Origin of the sequence: Alteromonas sp. 38 (genome assembly GCF_902506055.1) — a bacterium.
GTDB classification, from domain to species: Bacteria; Pseudomonadota; Gammaproteobacteria; order Enterobacterales; family Alteromonadaceae; genus Alteromonas; species Alteromonas lipotrueae.
In genome coordinates this window covers 3,119,309-3,138,577 of sequence record NZ_LR733300.1, presented here as the reverse complement: position 1 = coordinate 3,138,577, position 19,269 = coordinate 3,119,309, and the positions used below count along the sequence as shown (strand labels likewise).

14 protein-coding genes and 5 tRNA genes are annotated in these 19,269 nt (G+C 42.6%); 13 read left to right on the top strand and 6 right to left on the bottom strand.

Going from position 1 to position 19,269, the window contains the following annotated elements; all coding sequences use genetic code 11:
* The first annotated feature begins 73 nt into the window (after positions 1-73).
* Positions 74-970, top strand: coding sequence for a histone deacetylase family protein (locus FLAVO9R_RS13660; protein WP_159532170.1), 897 nt, complete (start codon positions 74-76; stop codon positions 968-970).
* Between the two features lie 160 nt (positions 971-1,130).
* Here the strand turns inward: FLAVO9R_RS13660 and FLAVO9R_RS13655 are convergent, their stop codons facing one another.
* From FLAVO9R_RS13655 to folD, 6 genes are all read right to left on the bottom strand, one after another.
* Entirely contained in the window at positions 1,131-2,075 is a 945-nt protein-coding gene (locus tag FLAVO9R_RS13655) for a phospholipase A (RefSeq protein WP_159532168.1), read from the bottom strand.
* Between the two features lie 50 nt (positions 2,076-2,125).
* Positions 2,126-2,971, bottom strand: a complete 846-nt coding sequence (locus FLAVO9R_RS13650; RefSeq protein WP_159532166.1) for an MBL fold metallo-hydrolase — start codon at positions 2,969-2,971, stop codon at positions 2,126-2,128.
* A gap of 109 nt (positions 2,972-3,080) precedes the next feature.
* A complete protein-coding gene (locus FLAVO9R_RS13645) occupies positions 3,081-4,745 on the bottom strand; it encodes a proline--tRNA ligase (protein WP_159532165.1) in 1,665 nt (554 codons plus the stop codon).
* Between the two features lie 85 nt (positions 4,746-4,830).
* Positions 4,831-5,553: a tRNA (N6-threonylcarbamoyladenosine(37)-N6)-methyltransferase TrmO gene (gene tsaA / locus FLAVO9R_RS13640; RefSeq protein ID WP_159532163.1), complete on the bottom strand. Its 723-nt coding sequence runs from the start codon at positions 5,551-5,553 to the stop codon at positions 4,831-4,833.
* Between the two features lie 166 nt (positions 5,554-5,719).
* Positions 5,720-6,307, bottom strand: a complete 588-nt coding sequence (locus FLAVO9R_RS13635) for a DUF1415 domain-containing protein (RefSeq protein ID WP_201299270.1) — start codon at positions 6,305-6,307, stop codon at positions 5,720-5,722.
* A gap of 9 nt (positions 6,308-6,316) precedes the next feature.
* On the bottom strand, positions 6,317-7,171 hold the full coding sequence (gene folD / locus FLAVO9R_RS13630; protein WP_159532161.1) for a bifunctional methylenetetrahydrofolate dehydrogenase/methenyltetrahydrofolate cyclohydrolase FolD: 855 nt from the start codon (positions 7,169-7,171) through the stop codon (positions 6,317-6,319).
* Positions 7,172-7,558: 387 nt separating this feature from the next.
* On the opposite strand from folD, the gene FLAVO9R_RS13625 reads away from it, so the two are divergent.
* The 12 genes from FLAVO9R_RS13625 to dapE all read left to right on the top strand — a co-directional run bounded on the left by FLAVO9R_RS13625 (position 7,559) and on the right by dapE (position 19,159).
* A tRNA-Pro gene (locus FLAVO9R_RS13625) sits at positions 7,559-7,635 on the top strand.
* Positions 7,636-7,660: 25 nt separating this feature from the next.
* Positions 7,661-7,737, top strand: a tRNA-Arg gene (locus tag FLAVO9R_RS13620).
* 97 nt (positions 7,738-7,834) lie between these two features.
* A tRNA-His gene (locus tag FLAVO9R_RS13615) sits at positions 7,835-7,910 on the top strand.
* Between the two features lie 7 nt (positions 7,911-7,917).
* Positions 7,918-8,002: transfer RNA gene (locus FLAVO9R_RS13610), tRNA-Leu, on the top strand.
* Between the two features lie 51 nt (positions 8,003-8,053).
* Positions 8,054-8,130, top strand: a tRNA-Pro gene (locus FLAVO9R_RS13605).
* Between the two features lie 310 nt (positions 8,131-8,440).
* Complete coding sequence (gene tig, locus FLAVO9R_RS13600) at positions 8,441-9,745, top strand: trigger factor (protein ID WP_013783303.1); 1,305 nt, start codon at positions 8,441-8,443, stop codon at positions 9,743-9,745.
* Between the two features lie 98 nt (positions 9,746-9,843).
* Positions 9,844-10,473 carry an ATP-dependent Clp endopeptidase proteolytic subunit ClpP gene (gene clpP / locus FLAVO9R_RS13595; protein ID WP_159532159.1) on the top strand — a complete coding sequence of 210 codons (630 nt, stop codon included), beginning with the start codon at positions 9,844-9,846 and terminating at the stop codon, positions 10,471-10,473.
* A 78-nt stretch (positions 10,474-10,551) separates the two neighbouring features.
* On the top strand, positions 10,552-11,829 hold the full coding sequence (gene clpX / locus FLAVO9R_RS13590) for an ATP-dependent protease ATP-binding subunit ClpX (protein WP_057790625.1): 1,278 nt from the start codon (positions 10,552-10,554) through the stop codon (positions 11,827-11,829).
* 430 nt (positions 11,830-12,259) lie between these two features.
* Positions 12,260-14,614 (top strand): endopeptidase La, encoded by a 2,355-nt coding sequence (gene lon, locus FLAVO9R_RS13585; RefSeq protein WP_159532157.1) that lies wholly within the window; start codon positions 12,260-12,262, stop codon positions 14,612-14,614.
* Positions 14,615-14,917: 303 nt separating this feature from the next.
* A complete protein-coding gene (gene hupB / locus FLAVO9R_RS13580) occupies positions 14,918-15,190 on the top strand; it encodes a nucleoid-associated protein HU-beta (RefSeq protein WP_012518978.1) in 273 nt (90 codons plus the stop codon).
* A gap of 285 nt (positions 15,191-15,475) precedes the next feature.
* A complete protein-coding gene (locus tag FLAVO9R_RS13575; RefSeq protein WP_159532155.1) occupies positions 15,476-17,368 on the top strand; it encodes a SurA N-terminal domain-containing protein in 1,893 nt (630 codons plus the stop codon).
* Between the two features lie 627 nt (positions 17,369-17,995).
* Positions 17,996-19,159, top strand: coding sequence for a succinyl-diaminopimelate desuccinylase (gene dapE, locus FLAVO9R_RS13570; protein ID WP_159532153.1), 1,164 nt, complete (start codon positions 17,996-17,998; stop codon positions 19,157-19,159).
* Positions 19,160-19,269: the final 110 nt, after the last annotated feature.

The following is a 19,269-nucleotide window of genomic DNA, read 5'->3' as shown; positions in this document are numbered from 1 at the left end:
CTCAATGCTCCGTTTTTTTATGAACCCAAGGTAATATCCACTACAAATAATACAAGGTAGCGACTGAGACGTTATGATCCCACTGGTATTTCACCCTATTTATAGCCAACTCAGCTTACCTGAACGCCATCGCTTCCCTATCGATAAATACCAAGGTATTCGAAATGCATTATCGTCTCACGGTGTTGCTGATAGTGTATTTCACACACCTTCACCGTTAGCGATAACGGAATTGGAGTCTCACTTTGATAAAGTCTATGTTCAGCAGTTAACCGGCGGCACACTAGATAAAAAAGCCATGCGTCGTATTGGCTTTCCTTGGTCGGATCAACTAATCGAACGCACCCTTACGGCAGTGTCAGGTACATGTTTAACTGCTGAATTGGCGATAAAACACGGGAAAGCGTTAAATTTAACCGGTGGCTACCATCACGCATTCTCAGATTTTGGGTCAGGATTTTGCTTATTTAACGATTTATTTCTTGCCGCAAAAAACATGCAAAAATCTAGCGGTATAGACAATGTATTAATTATCGACTTCGACGTCCATCAAGGGGATGGTACGGCTAAGCTAGCTCAATACGACAATAGTATTTTCACCGTGTCAGTTCATGGTGAGAAAAACTTCCCTTATCGAAAGCAACATTCAAACATCGATATAGGCATGGCGAAGGGCTGTGAAGACGACGAATATTTAAACACAGTGCAAGAAACACTCGCCATGGTTGCCATGCAATTTCAAGCAGACGCCATTATTTATGATGCTGGCGTAGATATTCATGTTAATGACGACTTGGGCTTATTAAACATCACAACCGAAGGCGTTAGCGCCCGAGATGATATGGTTTTTGCGTTCGCTGAACGTATGGGTATACCCATCGCAGCGGTCATCGGTGGCGGGTATCAGCGTGACATAGATGCGTTAGTAGATGTTCATCTTCAATTGTACAAAGCGGCTGGAGTCATGTGAAAAAGCAGTAATTAAGGGTAAGTTAAATAGCCGTTTAACAAAAAAGCTATAGTGGTGAGAGCCATATAAGAAAGGTAATCAGGTAAGCTGGAAAATGCATTAACGTACTGTGTTACTTAATAAGAGGCCTATAAGACAAGGCCTCTTATTAATTAAATGCTTATAGGAAAAGTAGCTGAAAGCCTAGTCCTACTCGTTCTTGAGAGCGGTTGTAATCAATGAGTGAGTCGCCGTAGCCGTTAAAATATTGAAACAGTAACTCATAACGGTCGGTGAGCGGATAGGTTAAATCAAGCTGAATGCTACCTCGGTTATTCCCTAAGTTAAGGTTATTGCGAAGCAATGCCATCACTTTGAAATTACCAAGCTTGCGCCCATAACCGAATTCCATACGACCATAATAGTTTTCGATATCTGGGTTATCATCTCCGGTAGGATCAAGCGGGTCTGCTTTGTCGTCTTCAGGAATACGATACCAAGTTTTTAAATAATAAATATCGTCTTGGTCACTAAACACAACAGAGGCGAAAATACGGTTCCAACTTCTAGAGCTAAGGCCACTCTGTCCGTTAGACATATGGTTAAACCCTAATTGAAAGGTATTAAATTTATACCCTAAAACCGAGTAGTCTGCCGTTTCTTGCCAAAATATCTCTGGCTCATAATTGGTTTCTCTAAAGGGTTTAGATACTTCGCTATTATATAGCTGCCAAAATGAGGTAAGGGTAAAACCGAGGTAAATGCCATCAAACCCAGTGTCTTCCAAATAAAGAGGCAGCTTTACACTAACCTGAAACTTGGCTTCTTTTTTATCGACATTGTCTTCTGTGAGCTCTTGATTACCGTTTGAGTTCGGATTGGTAATGTAAGTCATAGGAAGAAAATAGTTTTGTCTATGCTGAGTAATTGCAAAAACGTTATCAATTGCTTCCTTATCACCTTCCATACGATTATCGAGCGCACTTTCAGAAGTGGTATCTCGTTTAATGATATCAATGACTTCAATATCACTCTCTTGCTCGTCTTGCGCATTTTCTTGGGCAAGGGCATTTATGCTGCACAGACTGACTGCAGCCAATATTAAAAATGGCTTAAACACTGACACTGGTGGTGTTCTCCGTTGGGTAAGTCGTTGTTGTTTTTTGCTACATTATTTTAATTAGTGAATTCCAGTGACTGGCCTTCCGTTGATGCAAATATTTTCAGGTTCGACTCTGCAATAGTGATGTAATCCATGCAGTGTTCAACCACCTTATCAATATCCTCATCTGTGCGATCTGGATCATGGCTATATAGCGCTAATTGTTTTGCATTGCATGCGATGGCGAGCTTTACAGCTTCTTCAGCAATCGAATGACCCCACCCAGTTTTAGCCGGCATATCGGACATCATATATTGTGCATCATGAATAACAACGTCCGCGTTTCTAGCAAAATCAACAAATGTTAAAAAATCCGTTTCTTTTTTATAGGGTGGGTAGAGTTCGTTGTCTGTAATGTAGGCGATTTTAATGCCTCTTTCTTCAATACTATAAGCGCTACCCTTGCCAGGGTGATTAATAGGTATTCTGCGAATGATGGCAGAACCGATTTCCCAAATATCTTGCTCGGGCGGGATAATGGTTAAATGGAGCTTAGACGGTAACGCACTGATAGGGACAGGGAACGATGAGCCTTCCATTTGTTTTAAGATTTGATCGTACTCGGGCAAGGTCGTTTGCCCAGGATAAATATAAATTTCCCTGTCTTTTTGAAAGATAGGGCTAAAAAATGGAAAACCTTGTATGTGATCCCAGTGGTTATGGCTGAGCAACAAGTGAACAGGGGTATCTTTTCTGCGAAGATTGTTCCCCAACAGTCTGATACCCGTTCCCGAATCAAGCACAATATCTGTGCCATCGGTTAATTCGATATGAACGCATGCGGTATTGCCACCATAGCGTGCATAGGCCTCTCCAGGAGTAGGAATAGAGCCCCTCACGCCGTAAAATGTTAACCGCATATGTTCACCGTTTTTATTCTTTTAGCTAACCACAATTGCTGTTATTGCAAAGCGCTATACAAGGTCAAATGCAAAATTACTAATATTTATCTTTCAATAATAGACAATGTTAAAGACTAACAACAAAGTCTTTAGCCGAATCTAAATCTAATAATTGCTTTTCACCTGTGCGGCGGTTTTTATACTCAATTTGTTGATTGTCGAGGTTTCTTTCGCCAATAACAATACTGTGAGGTATGCCAATTAATTCCATGTCATTAAACATTACACCAGGGCGTTCTTTGCGGTCGTCAAATAATACGTCTATACCCAACGCAATCAGTTGTTCGTATAGTGCCTCAGCCGCTTCTTTAATACGGTGAGATTTATGCATGTTCATTGGAATAAGTGCAATTTTAAATGGCGCGATAGGATCAGGCCACATGATGCCGTATTTATCATGGTTTTGTTCAATAGCCGCCGCAACAATACGTGAAACACCAATTCCATAACACCCCATGGTAAGTGTTTGATGTTTACCCGTTTCGCTTAGTACACCACAATTCATCGCTTCTGAGTATTTGCTACCCAGTTGGAAAATATGGCCCACTTCAATTCCGCGCTTTATTTCAATGGTACCATTGCCGTCTGGCGAAGCATCACCAGCCACAATGTTACGTAAATCTGCTGTTTTTAAATCGACAGTCCAATTTGCATTTTTCGTGATTTGGCCATTTTCGCCTGCACCACAAGCAAAATCAGCAAGTGCTGCGGCACTAAAGTCGACATGCATTGGCAACGTAATATCATTAGGGTTAACGAAAGCAGGATGAGCGCCTAAGATTTCAGTGGCTTTTTCTTCACTTGCTATAACAAGCGGACTAGCTACGCCAGTGACTTTTTCCGCTTTAACATCGTTAAGCTCATGTTCTGCGCGCACTACTAATACAACCCACTGTTCAGTTGTGCTCTCTTCTTCCGTTTCGCCTTTAACAACATAAATGCTAAGTGCGCTATCTGAAGCTTTACCACTTACGACTTCTGCTGCTGCGCCTGAAGCTTGTTGTTTTTCTGGCATTGCCGTAGCCGCCATTTCAACGTTTGCGGCGTAGTCGCTGTCGCTTGCAAAGGCAATGGCATCTTCACCAGACTCGGCAAGTACGTGGAACTCATGAGAATGGTTTCCACCAATTGAGCCTGAGTCGGCAATAACTGCTCGGAAATCTAAGCCCATGCGATTAAAGATATTTCCATAGGCTTCATACATTGTTTGGTAAGTTTTATCTAAACACGTATCGTCTAAATGAAAGCTGTAAGCATCTTTCATGGTGAATTCACGACCACGCATAATGCCAAAACGAGGACGCACTTCATCACGGAATTTAGTTTGAATTTGATAAAGATTGATTGGCAGCTGTTTGTAACTACTGATTTCGTTTCTAACTAATGATGTGATCACTTCTTCATGTGTAGGACCTAGCACAAAGTCTCGCTGGTGGCGGTCTTTAATGCGCAGTAACTCTGGGCCATATTCTTCCCAACGGCCAGACTCTTCCCACAAATCAGCAGGTTGGACTACTGGCATTAACACTTCTACACCGCCTGCTTTGTTCATTTCTTCACGAACGATGTTTGCCACTTTATTCAGTACGCGAAGCCCAGTTGGCAACCACGTATAAAGGCCTGAAGCCAGTTTTCTTATCATACCAGCACGTAACATTAACTGGTGGCTGATAACCTCAGCATCGGCAGGAGTTTCTTTCTGCGTGGCAAGTAAATATTGACTAGTGCGCATTCGAAGCGGTCTTCCTATAACTATGAAAAATACAATTGAGCGTATTCTAATTAACTGTGAGCAATAGTGCTACAACCACGTGCGACTAAAGCGTGTTAATCCCAATGACTTCAACCACACTATTTTTCACTGTGAAGGCAAAGTCATAATTATACAGTGCAGTATGGTAGGTCTTTTCATCACTTAATCGTTTATGACGATAAGCGGGGCGGGGATCTTGAGCCAGTACCGCCGTTAGCAATGTGGGTAGATCGGGGTGGTCTATCGCGGCTGCTTCGAGTATGTGCTGCACATTGGCGTTAATAGTTACATCGAGATGCGGAATGGGGGAGGCGTGGGTCAGTTCAGCAAGAGTATCAGATGCCTGAGGCAGTGAATCGGCATAAGGTAAATAGGGCTTAATATCAATAATCGGGGTGCCATCTAGCAAATCTACCCCTTCAAGATGCAAAATGAGTTCGTCATTAATGGCTTCGTAACCTAAATTCTTTACCGCAGACATGCCTATGCCATTGGGGCGGTGTGTACTTCTTGAAGCAAATACCCCAAGTGTTGCATTGCCGCCCAAGCGAGGGGCTTTAACAGTTGGTTTCCACCCCTTATCTATATTTTCGTGGAAAACGAATAGCAGCCACACATGGCTGAATACTTCCAACCCTTTAAAAACTCTAGGGTCATTAAATTCAGGCGCTAAAACGACTTGGCCTTTTGCCTTTGCTAAGTTGGGCTGTCGGGGAATTGCAAACTTTTGTTTAAACGGTGTCTTTATATGGCCGATGGGAGAAAGGGGAAACTGACACTGGTTCATTTGTGCAACGCGCTATTTGTAAAGTGAACTGTCATAAAATTCTCACATAGTTAAGGTAGAGTTCGGTTGCAAGTTTAAACGCTTGTACCAATTGCGGACACTTGGGGCAGCCGTATTTGGTTTCCCTGGACCCAATATATTTTTGGCCTGTTTTTACAGGCCGTTTTTATTTTGGCGTTTTAGAATTCAGTGAGTGTGTTTTCTTCGACGCTTCATCTCGCATTTCATTTAGTGCTTTTTCAAAGTAAGGGCACCCCAATTCATTGGCTTTGGCAATATTGTGAGTGTAAATTTTCTCTGCATCATCTTCGTTTTTCATATAGCGGGCAATATCTCGCTCGCGAATTAAATGCAGTAGAGGGTAGGGAGAGCGGTTGGTATAATTCGCTACGCTGTCTTTAGCTTCACCATCAAATTGATAGTCTGGGTGAAAACTGGCGAGTTGATAAACGCCACTGTACCCCCAATCAGATAGCATACGATCACATATCGCTAATACATCTAGGTAGTCGTCAAAGGAAGCTGTAGATGATGAAGGTGCGATGATAAGGGTAGTGGCAATATCGTCTTTCTCGTCTAATCGTTTACACTCATCGAAAAGCGAGGCAATAACATCGCCTGAATTCCCATTAACCACGACGCAGTGAATTTGGCCCGGTTGGCGTACAAAACCCGCAAAGGGGCAAAAGTTGTGGTTGATGACAATGTCATCAACCCAACGCATAGTGGCTTCTATAAGATGTGTATCGTTCACGATTTCAACTTAAGAGTGGTATTTTACGTAAGCTTCTAGGGTGTTTTCTATTAAGCTGGCCACTGTCATTGGGCCCACACCGCCAGGCACAGGGGTAATCCATCCAGCACGTTGTTTAGCAGGCTCAAAATCTACGTCGCCAACTAACGAACCGTCACTCACACGATTAATACCTACATCAATAACAATAGCACCATGCTTAATCCAGTCACCAGGAATAAAGTTTGGTTTACCTACCGCGACCACAAGAAGGTCTGCACGACTTACATGAGCTTTTAAATCTTGTGTGAATTTATGACAGGTAGTAACAGTGCAACCGGCAAGTAAAAGCTCTAAGCTCATTGGTCGGCCTACGATGTTTGATGCACCCACGATAACTGCATCTAACCCTTTAACGGGGCGCTTAGTGGCCTCAATCATGGTCATGATACCTTTCGGAGTACACGGGCGAAGCGCGGGGATACGTTGTGCCAATCTTCCTATGTTATAAGGATGAAAGCCATCTACATCTTTATGCGGGTGAATGCGCTCTAACACTTTTTCTGCATTTAAACCGGCGGGTAGGGGCAGCTGTACTAAGATACCGTCTATTTCTTTGTCGTCATTTAATTGATCAACAAGTGCTAACAGTTCGCTTTCTGTTGTATCAGCGGGTAAATCAAAGGAACGAGATACAAAGCCAACTTCATCACACGCTTTACGCTTGTTAGAAACATAGACTTGAGAGGCAGCATCGCTACCGACTAACACAACGGCTAATCCAGGTTGACGTTTCTTTGCATCAATAAGTGAATCGACATAGGAAGCAACATGCTGGCGTACTTGTTTGGCAATTAATTTGCCGTCAATTAAATGAGCTGTCATAGAAGTGATTATAATGTGTGGTCATTAAGTGCTAATTATTGTTTCATAAAACAGCATGTGGCGACCAGTAGAAACACACAAATAGTGTAAATCGCAAAAAATTTTGAATAAATGGCAACTACATAAGGTAAATTTCGATAAATAATGAAATTGTTTATCGTAGGGACATAAGTGTTCTACCTCTAGGTTTGTATTTAATGGTCGGTCTATTGGATAGAATCAGTTTGAAAAATACCCAAAGTGCTCAAAAAAGCACATTTATGCGCGGTTTGTGAGCGGTTGAATATTTTATTTAAAAAAGTGTTTGACGAGGTGGGGTCTTGTCAGTAATATTCGCACCCCGTAACGGCACAGACGCAAATTGCTTCAAACGTATCGTTACACAGTCGGTGAGTGGCGCAGCTTGGTAGCGCACTTGTTTTGGGTACAAGGGGTCGTAGGTTCAAATCCTATCTCACCGACCATTTTTTGCAAGCGAAGATTCGCCGAGCGTCCGTAGCTCAGCTGGATAGAGCAACGGCCTTCTAAGCCGTGGGTCGCAGGTTCGAATCCTGCCGGACGCGCCATGCGAGTCAGGTAGGACCTGATTCGGATTAGTCGAATCTTTAAAGGTAAACATGTACTATCAATTCAACATGTTTATTTATTGCAAGCACCTCAGTGGTGGGCGTAGCTCAGTTGGTAGAGCCCCGGATTGTGATTCCGGTTGTCGTGGGTTCGAGCCCCATCGTCCACCCCACTTTTTCGCGGGAGTGGTGGAATTGGTAGACACGCTGGATTTAGGTTCCAGTGCTTCACGGCGTGAGAGTTCAAGTCTCTCCTTCCGCACCATATTTTAAGCTTTTTTACAAAAGCTGTTGTAAGTGCTTTAAGTAATACTGTCGGTGAGTGGCGCAGCTTGGTAGCGCACTTGTTTTGGGTACAAGGGGTCGTAGGTTCAAATCCTATCTCACCGACCATTTACTCTATCCTCGTTATATTTTCCTTATTAAATTCCTTATTTCTATCTGTTTGCACACTTATCATTCAAAAGCGTGTTACAAACTTGTGTTTCCCTCTCGACTCTCGTTCTCTGCGACTGTATACTACGGCGTCTTTTTTTAACTCGTATGTTTGTAACAAATACGCGATTAACACAGTATTGTGTGGTGTTTTGTTAGTGCAAACGTCGGAAACGACCTCTACCCCGGTGTGATATGCCATTTAGGCACGACGGGAGAGGGGATTGAGAACAAAGCGCTTAAATAGGCGTAAAGTTGAGGTAATATAATGCAAGTTTCAGTCGAGACGACCCAGGGTTTAGAACGCCGTCTTACTATCACCGTTCCAGCTGACGCTATTGATTCAGCTGTTAAATCTCGCCTACAGCAATTGGCGAAAACGCAACGAATCAACGGTTTCCGCCCAGGCAAGGTACCAGTAAGCGTAATCAAAAAGCGTTTCGGCCAAGCAGTGCGTCAAGAAATTGCTGGTGATGTAATGCAGCAAAACTTCTATCAGGCTATCGTTCAAGAAAAAATTCAACCAGCTGGTATGCCTAATTTCGAATTGACTAAAGATGAAGATGGTCAGGATTTGGAATTTGTTGCTTCTTTTGAAGTGTATCCAGAAGTAGAAGTTAAAGGCATCAACGATATTGAAATCGAAAAGCCAGTAGTAGAAATTACTGACGAAGATCTTGATAACATGATGGTAACGCTACAGAAGCAGCACGCTTCTTGGAAAGAAGTTAAACGTAAAGCGAAGAAAGACGATAAAGTTGTTATCGATTTCGTTGGCTCTATCGACGGTGAAGAATTTGAAGGCGGAAAAGCTGAAGATTTCGAACTTGAACTAGGTCAAGATCGCATGATCCCAGGTTTCGAAAAGCCACTAGTTGGCGCGAAAGCGGGCGAAGAAGTAACAGTAGAAGTTGCTTTCCCTGAGGATTACCACGCAGAAAACCTTAAAGGTAAAGACGCGGTATTCCAAGTAACAGTGAAAAAAGTAGAAGGCCAGTCACTTCCTAAAGTTGACGAAGAATTTGCTACTTTGTTCGGTGTTCAGGAAGGTGGTGTTGACGCGCTTAAAGCTGAAGTTCGTAAGAACATGCAGCGCGAGCTAGATCAAACACTTAAAACTCAGGTTAAAGAAGACGTTATTGCTAAATTGGTTGACGCTAATGAGCTTGATATTCCTCAAGCACTTATCGACCAAGAAGTTAATGCTTTACGTGAACAAGCTAAACAGCGTTTCAGCCAACAGGGCGGTGGTCAAAACCTTCCTGAGTTGCCTGCTGAATTATTTACTGATAATGCCAAGCGTCGTGTTTCAATTGGGCTATTATTAGGTGAAGTAATTAAGCAAAACGAACTTAAAGCTGACGAAGCAAAAGTAAACGAGATGATCGAAACTGCTGCTTCAGCGTATGAAGACCCTCAAGAAGTTGTAGAATACTACAACAACAACCAAGAGCTTATGCAGCAAATGCAAAATGTTGCATTAGAAGAGCAGGCGGTTGAGTGGGTACTTGAGCAAGCTAAAGTTACCGAAGTAACTAAAGCTTTTGACGAGGTTATGAACAAACAGGCGTAATTTTTTACTGTCTGATTGACTTCACCTGTCAGCAACTGCTTAAATGCTCGGAGCCTTCCGAGCATTTTTGTTTTTAACGCTAGATAATCAAGGTAGCTATGACTAATACCCCATTTGATCCAATGAATGCACTTGTTCCAATGGTAGTTGAACAAACTTCCAAAGGTGAACGTTCGTACGACATCTATTCTCGTCTACTAAAAGAAAATGTTATTTTCTTAGTAGGGCAGGTAGAAGACCACATGGCCAACCTGATTGTGGCTCAAATGCTATTTTTGGAAGCTGAAAATCCAGAAAAAGACATTTTTCTTTATATCAATTCACCTGGCGGTTCTGTAACTGCGGGTATGGCAATTTATGACACCATGAATTTCATCAAGCCAGACGTAAGCACGGTATGTGTAGGTCAAGCGGCTAGCATGGGTGCATTTTTGTTGTCTGGTGGTGCTAAAGGTAAGCGTTACTGTTTACCAAACTCTCGTGTGATGATTCACCAACCTTTAGGTGGTTTCCAAGGTCAAGCATCAGATTTTGAAATTCATGCGAAAGAAATCCTGTCTATTAAAGAGAAGTTGAACCGCCTAATGGCGCAACACACGGGACAAGATTACGAGAAAGTTGCCCACGATACTGATCGTGACAACTTCCTTAGTGCAACTGAAGCCAAAGAATACGGCTTGATCGACCAAGTTATGACAAATCGATCTGACGCGGCTGTAACTAAGTAGTATAGTTATATATAGTAGACCTGAACTAGTGCTAGGCACGATTTGGTTTTCGGTTCAGGCAAGGCAGAGGCAATTGTAATGAGTGATAAACAAAGCGGTGACGGTGATAACAAGTTACTGTACTGCTCGTTTTGTGGCAAAAGCCAACACGAAGTAAGAAAGTTAATAGCAGGCCCGTCGGTGTTTATTTGCGACGAGTGTGTTGAGTTATGTAACGATATCATTCGCGAAGAAATCAAGGAAATCGCGCCTAAGCAAAAGCAGGATGCTTTACCAAAGCCAAATGAAATCCATGCACACTTAGATGACTACGTTATTGGTCAAGAGCATGCCAAAAAAGTATTGTCTGTAGCGGTATATAACCACTACAAACGTTTACGTAATGGTGATGTGCACGATGGTGTGGAACTTGGTAAAAGTAACATCCTACTTATCGGGCCAACGGGTAGTGGTAAAACATTACTAGCGGAAACCCTTGCACGTTTGCTAGACGTTCCGTTCACAATGGCAGATGCAACCACATTAACCGAAGCTGGTTATGTGGGTGAGGATGTTGAAAACATCATTCAAAAGCTTCTGCAAAAATGTGATTACGATGTAGAAAAAGCCCAACGCGGTATTGTTTACATTGATGAAATTGATAAAATTTCGCGTAAATCAGATAACCCATCTATTACCCGTGATGTATCGGGTGAAGGTGTACAGCAAGCATTGCTTAAGCTTATTGAAGGTACTGTTGCTTCCGTTCCTCCGCAAGGTGGCCGTAAGCATCCACAGCAAGAATTTTTGCAGGTAGATACCTCTAAGATTCTCTTTATCTGTGGTGGTGCGTTCGCAGGACTTGATAAGGTTATTGAACAACGTGCACAAAAGGGCACGGGTATTGGATTCGGTGCGGCTGTTAAGTCTAAATCTGAAAACACCGCGCAAATAAGCGAGTTGTTCAAGCAAGTAGAGCCACAAGACTTGGTTAAATACGGATTAATTCCTGAATTTATCGGTCGTCTACCTGTGGTGACTAGCCTTGAAGAATTGAATGAAGAAGCCTTGATTCAAATTCTTAAAGAGCCTAAGAATGCGATTACGAAGCAGTACTCAGCATTATTTGATATGGAAGATGTGGAACTTGAGTTCCGTGACGACGCACTGCATGCTATCGCTAAAAAGGCGATGGATCGTAAAACTGGTGCCCGTGGTCTTCGTTCAATTGTTGAAGCAGTTCTGCTTGATACCATGTACGAATTACCGTCTGCGGTAGACGTAAGCAAAGTAGTTATTGATGAAACCGTCATTCGCGGCGAATCAAAACCTATTTTAATTTACGACAACACAGATAAAAAAGCAGCTTCTGAGTAGGCCGTTTTACTTTCTAAAAAAGGTCCTTCGGGGCCTTTTTTGTTTTCTAGCAGCACATAAATATTTTCTGCGTTAGGTTTTGTTAACCTCGAGCTTACTTTCACCCCTAACCCACCCTTAACCTCAGTATTCGAGATCATTCACTTCAAAGCCATAAAAATAATACTCAAATATTACGCTTTTCTGTATGGCTAAAATTAGCGTTTTTTGCCTTTCAAAAAACAACTTGCTGGTTATTTAAGCAAACAAACCCGTTTAACCTATCCTTTCTGATAGATTCGGCAACAAACTATTGCCATACGGTCTAAAATCGATAATGGTAAAGAAAAGCAGGGAAAGCAGCGAATTTACGTACATTAAGAATGTTTTATTTGAACTTTGCGCTAGCATCCCCATATCAATCGACAATGCTAACTAATAGAGAACACGTATGACAGTTGAGCGAGAAAATCGCATTGAAATTCCTGTGCTTGCCTTAAGGGACGTGGTTGTTTATCCGCATATGGTCATACCCTTATTCGTAGGGCGAGAAAAATCGATCCGTTGTCTTGAAGCGGCAATGGAAAACGAGAAACAGATTTTCTTAGTAGCCCAGAAAGACGCCGGTGTGGATGAACCTGATGCCGATGACATTTATACCGTTGGTACTATTGCCACTATTCTTCAACTTTTAAAACTTCCTGACGGCACGGTAAAAGTGTTAGTTGAAGGGAGTGTGCGTGGTGAAGTTGAAGGTTACGAGCAATCAGAACCTTTCTTTGTTGCTAACGTAAGTAAAATTGAAGACGGTGCTATTGATGAGAGCGAGCAAGAAGTGCTTATACGCTCTGCGGTTTCACAGTTTGAAGGTTACGTTAAGCTAAACAAGAAAATACCGCCTGAGGTACTTACTTCGCTAAATGGTATTGAAGATGCTGCACGCTTAGCAGATACCATGGCTGCGCACATGCCGCTTAAACTCACCGAAAAACAAAAAGTGCTAGAAATGAAAGGGGTGAATGAACGCCTTGAGTATTTAATGGCCTTGATGGAAGGTGAAATCGATTTGCTACAGGTTGAGAAGAAAATTCGCACCCGTGTTAAAAAGCAAATGGAAAAAAGCCAGCGTGAGTACTATTTGAATGAGCAAATGAAAGCGATTCAAAAAGAGCTCGGCGAGCTTGATGATGCACCAGATGAATTTGAAGCGTTAGCGAAGAAAATCGAAGACGCCAAAATGCCGCAAGAAGCGTTGGATAAAGCTAAGTCTGAGTTGCAAAAGCTTAAGATGATGTCGCCCATGTCGGCAGAAGCTACCGTATTACGCAGCTACATTGAGTGGCTAACCAACGTACCGTGGAATAAGCGTTCACCAGTGAAGAAAGATTTATCTCGCGCTGAAGTGGTTTTAAATGAAGATCATTACGGGTTAGAGAAAGTCAAAGAACGCATTCTAGAATACCTCGCGGTACAACAGCGTGTTAAAAAGCTGAAAGGACCCATCTTGTGCCTTGTAGGGCCTCCTGGTGTAGGTAAAACCTCTTTGGGCCAATCGGTTGCGAAAGCGACAGGGCGAAAGTATGTACGTATGGCATTGGGCGGCGTGCGTGATGAAGCTGAGATTCGTGGGCACAGACGTACCTACATCGGTTCGCTACCCGGTAAACTAGTGCAAAAAATGGCAAAAGTAGGGGTGAAAAACCCACTCTTCTTATTAGATGAAATTGATAAGATGTCTTCTGATATGCGGGGCGACCCAGCATCTGCGTTACTAGAAGTGCTTGACCCAGAACAGAACAACAGTTTCAGTGACCACTATTTAGAAGTGGATTACGATTTATCTGATGTGATGTTTGTAGCAACCTCAAATAGCATGAATATTCCAGGCCCATTACTTGACCGTATGGAAGTTATTCGTCTTTCTGGTTATACCGAAGACGAGAAGCTAAACATCGCAACACGTCACTTAATCAGTAAGCAAATGGAACGTAACGGACTTAAGTCTAAAGAGCTTGAGATTACCGAATCTGCCATTATCGGCATGATTCGTTACTACACCCGTGAAGCAGGCGTTCGTAGCTTAGAACGTGAAATTTCTAAGGTTTGCCGTAAAGCCGTTAAAGATATCTTGCTGACTAAGAGCAAAGATAAAGTGTCAGTGACTCAAGACAATCTTAAAGATTACTTAGGTGTACAACGCTTCGATTACGGTAAAGCAGATAAAGATAACCAAATTGGCCAAGTTACCGGATTAGCGTGGACACAGGTAGGCGGTGATTTACTGACTATTGAAACCACCTCAGTGCCAGGTAAAGGCAAGATGACATCAACCGGTTCGCTTGGTGATGTTATGCAGGAATCTATCAAAGCTGCAATGACGGTTGTGCGTAGTCGCGCTGAAAAGCTTCGTATTAACGAAGATTTTTATGAAAAGCGCGACATTCACGTTCACGTGCCTGAAGGTGCTACACCTAAAGATGGCCCAAGTGCGGGTATCGCAATGTGTACAGCGTTGGTGTCATCGTTAACCGGTAACCCCGTTAAATGCGATGTGGCCATGACCGGTGAAATAACACTGCGTGGTGAAGTGTTGGCCATTGGTGGTTTGAAAGAAAAGCTACTAGCCGCACACCGTGGTGGAATTAAAACGGTGGTTATTCCAGCAGAAAATGAACGTGATTTGGAAGAAATTCCAGAAAACGTGAAAAAAGATTTATCAATTCACCCTGTAAAGTGGATTGATGATGTGCTTGATATTGCACTTCAAGAGCCAGTAGAGTCTTTTGAGGTTGCAACTAAAAGCTAAAATGGTTGGCTGCATGTCCTAATTTTAAAGGCTTGCAGCCTTAAATTTGCAATAATTGATTAAAAAGTGTGCATACCTTCGCCAATTCGCCTATTTTTTTCAAAATAGGGCTTTCTTGTCGCAAGAGTTGTGTTACCTTTAATTTGTATTCGCTTGAAGCCTTGCCACAAAAGGGATTGCAGCGATTCAATAAAAGTTAATTAATTGTGACAGATGCTTGATGTTCAGAATCAAGCTTGCTATAACGTTCAATCAAATCGTTTTGGACAAACAGTATAATAACAATCGAAGGGGATCATAATAGTGAACAAGTCTCAACTTATCGACCAAATTGCTGCTGGCGCAGATATTTCAAAAGCAGCTGCCGGCCGCGCTCTAGATGCATTCACTGACTCAGTAACTGCAGCACTTAAAGACGGTGACCAAGTGGCACTAGTCGGTTTCGGTACTTTCTCAGTACGTGAGCGCTCTGCTCGTAGTGGTCGTAATCCACAAACTGGTGAGACTATTCAGATTTCAGCGGCGAAAGTTCCATCTTTCAAAGCTGGTAAAGCTCTGAAAGACGCTTGTAACTAAGCAAAACTTGCAAGAAAAAGGCGATGGCTTATGCCATCGCCTTTTTTATTTGTAACGCCGAATTTATCATTTCCCACTATTTTCTTTATCTCACCTATAGCGCGACAGTGCATTGCGCATCACGCTGCGGTTTTATTGGACAATAGAAGGATTAGTTTTTGTTAAGCCGTTTATCTTCACAGGTATTAGGTTATAATCACCGCTTATTTTTTGCCATGATGTTAGCGTAGGCATTATCCAACGCTAAAGGGCAAGTGTAGTAAGCAACGGAGTTGAAGAACAATCATGCTAGAAAGAATCAGAGAAGGTTCTCAAGGCCCATGGGCAATGGCAATTATTGCCCTAATCGTATTGAGTTTCGTGTTTGCTGGTGTAGGAAGCTACCTGACGTCTTCAGGTACTACGGCAGTAGCAACAGTTAATGGCGAAGAAATTTCTGCTCAGGAATTAGAACGCGGTTATCAGAACCAACGGGCACAAATGGAATCACAATTTGGCGAGAGCATTGCCCAGTTGTTTTCAAGCGAACAGTATTTAAGTGACTTTCGTCGTAACGTACTAGATAGACTTATTGCTGAAAAACTTATTCAGCAACAAGCACAGGAAATGGGCTTACGCGTTAGCGATGCTCAAATTCGTGAAACTATCGTACAAATGCCAGAGTTTCAGTTCGGTGGTCAATTCGACAACGACCGTTTCCAAACTATTTTGCGTCAAAACGGCTTTCAGGTTGCTGACTTCCGTGATTATTTACGCATTCAAATGACACAAAATCAATTGGCTGCAGCGTTAACCAATTCTGAGTTTGCGTTGCCTGGAGAAGCTGAACGTGCGAATGCATTGCAGCTTCAAACTCGTGACGCTAAATACGTGATGATTGATTCTGCTTCATTCGCCGAGTCGGTGGAAGTAACAGAAGATGATATTGCCGAATATTACAACGCTAACATCACTGCATTTGATACCGAAGAGCAAATTAAGCTTGCCTATGTATCACTGACAGTAGAAGACGTTAAAAGCCGCGTAAGCGTCGATGACGAAGCCGTTCGCACTTACTATGACAATAACCTTAGCGGTTATGGCAAAGAAGAAGAGCGTCGAGTTTCACATATTCTTATCGAGTCAGGCGATGACGCTGATGCAGCAAAAGCGAAAACTCAAGCACTATTAGACCAACTGAACGACGGTGCTGATTTTGCTGAGTTAGCTGAAAGTAATTCAGATGACACCTTTTCAGCTGAAAATGGTGGTGATCTAGATTTTATTACTCCTGGAATGATGGACGATGCGTTTGATGAAGCGGTATTTAGTTTAGCGAATGTGGGTGACTATACCGACGTTGTTGAAACTGAATTCGGTTTTCACATCATTAAATTGACTGAACTTAAAGAAGCGCAAGTTCAAGCATTTGAAGACGTAGAAGCAGAAATCCGCGAGACATTGCTTACCGATAAAGCATTAGAAGAATTCTTCGAGCTGCAAAACACCATGGCTGAAATTGCATTTGAAGTGCCTGATACACTAGAAGATGTTGCTAACGCCGTTGACTTACCGGTACAAGAAACAGGTTTGTTTAGCCGTAACACTGTGCCAGTAAATATGAGCTCACCAGCACTGACTGAAGTCGCGTTTTCTTCTGAACTTATCGATGAAGGCGTGAACAGTGATATTATCGAACTAGATGATGAAACAGTCGTTGTTGTGCGTGTTGTAGAGCACTTGCCACAGCGTACTCAAGCCCTAGACGAAGTTCGTGATGGAATTGTATCAACAGTGAAAGCACAGAAAGCACAAGAAGCTGCTGAAAGCTGGGCTACAAGTGTTGTTGAATCGCTTCAGCAAGGCGAAAGTGTAGATGCAACATTAGCAGAAAAGTCTCTTAACTGGGAAAGTGCTGAAGCAGTGGCGAGAAGTGGTAGTACATTAAACCGCAGTATCGTTGATAAACTATTTACCTTATCTACTGAAGCTGAAAAGCGTGTAGATGTGGTAGCAACCGTGAACGGTGACGTGGCCATTGTTGAGCTTGTTAAAGTGAACAGTGCGCCTGCGCTAAGTGCTGAGATGTCAGAAAGTCTGAAACCTCGTTTAGCACAGATGCAAGGTCAACGTGTTTACCAGCAGTTCATTGAAGCTTTACGTGCTGATGCTGATGTTACGGTGTCTGAAAACCTTTAGTATTATTGATCTTACTGCTTAAAGGCTTGTGAGAATATAACCAGGTTGAAACGTAAAACCGTTATATAGTAAGCCTAGCGCTATTCCTCGCCTTAGCGGTAAGTGAAAAATACGCTAAAAAAGCCAGTGTTGAACAAGCGATGTGGTTATCGCTTCGCCAACACTGGCTTTTTTGTGAGCGTTTTCTTGGTAAGTAAAAATGCTAGTGAGTCAGAAAGAGCATCAGCGCGTAAAATGCCGCAATAACACTCGACAGTACCAGTATGTAAGTAAAACCTTGTTTGCCTTGTGCTAGGGAATAGCTATTCACCCTCAAGTAGCCAAACCACAATAACGACAAGATAAGTGGTATTAGTACAATAATCTTTAGCAAAACTCGACCTCGCGTTGTATCGGTAAAGGGGGATTAAATTTTATGTAGGGTAACCGCTTCTAGTAATAACTTTAGCTCGCTGCCTAAATACAAGTTTATCGATAGAATCATCTATAACCCTAACTATATATGACTACAGTATATAAGGGGAAATCAGTTTAGCCTTGTCATTTCCTTGTCTTAATTTTGTTATCTGTGTGTCATCTTTACTTTGTGTAATAACAGGTAAGCAAACTTAGACTTCATTTATTCTTATGAACAATACTGCGCTTTCGTTGGTCCACCACGCTAGAAGCATTCATTTTGCAGAAGTACTTATGGCACGGGAATCCATTACCCCCGTTGACGCTGGGTGCCAAAGCTATCTAATGCACCGATTAGAAAAGCTAGGCTTTGCATGTGAAAAGCACAAAGTGGAAGGGGTGACTAATTTAATCGCTAAATGGGGGGATGGGCCTATCCATTTTGCTTTTTCTGGCCACACCGATGTAGTGCCACCAGGCCCATTAGAAAAATGGAAATCTAATCCCTTTTGCCCAGTGATAAGTCAAAATAAACTTTATGGTCGCGGCGCTGCCGATATGAAAACGGGTGTTGCTGCCATGCTAGCAGCAACAGAAAGAGCGCTACCATCACTGGATTCAAACCAATATACGTATTGGTGGTTGATTACCAGTGATGAAGAAGGCGAGGCTGAATATGGCTCTAAATGGATAAAGGCCTATTTAGATGCCAAACAAATTACACTTGATATGTGCTTAGTAGGCGAGCCTACTGCTACGCATACTACCGGCGACACCATTAAAGTAGGCCGCAGAGGTTCATTGTCGGGCACAATTTTGGTATCAGGAAAACAAGGGCATGTTGCTTACCCGCATACGTGCGATAACGCAATTCACAAAGCAAGCCGTATCATACAGGCGTTATCCTCCTACGAGTTTGAACAAGGTAGCCTCGACTTTCCAGGTACGTCTTTGCAAGTCACTCACGTAGATACGGGCGCGTTTACTGATAACTTGGTGTCGGGTAGTACCCGTATTGAATTTAATGTGCGTTACGCATGGCAATTTAACCGTGACAGCTTAGTTAAGTTATTAACACGTATTATCGCTCAAGTAGATAGCGAGGCTTCGATAAGCTGGTCTAGACCCTGTGAATCCTATTTGAGTAGAAGCAATACAGAAAAGCGGTGCTTAATTAATATTACAGAAAAAGCCATTCGACAAGCCACTGGACGTTACCCCGTGGTCAGCACGTCTGGCGGTACCTCAGACGGGCGGTTTTTTGCATCAGACACAACCCAAGTGGTAGAAGTGGGTGTGCCAAATGCCACCATCCACCAAGTTAATGAACATGTTCACCTATCCGATATTGTGACCCTAGAAGATATTTTTACAGATGTTTTATTGAGTCTGTAACGCCTGTATTAGATTCATATGCCAACGAGAATAAAAAAAGCGCCAACGGGCGCTTTTCTATTTTAGTGTAGTGTCTTATATAGAGTGGTTGACCTAAATCAGGTTATCAA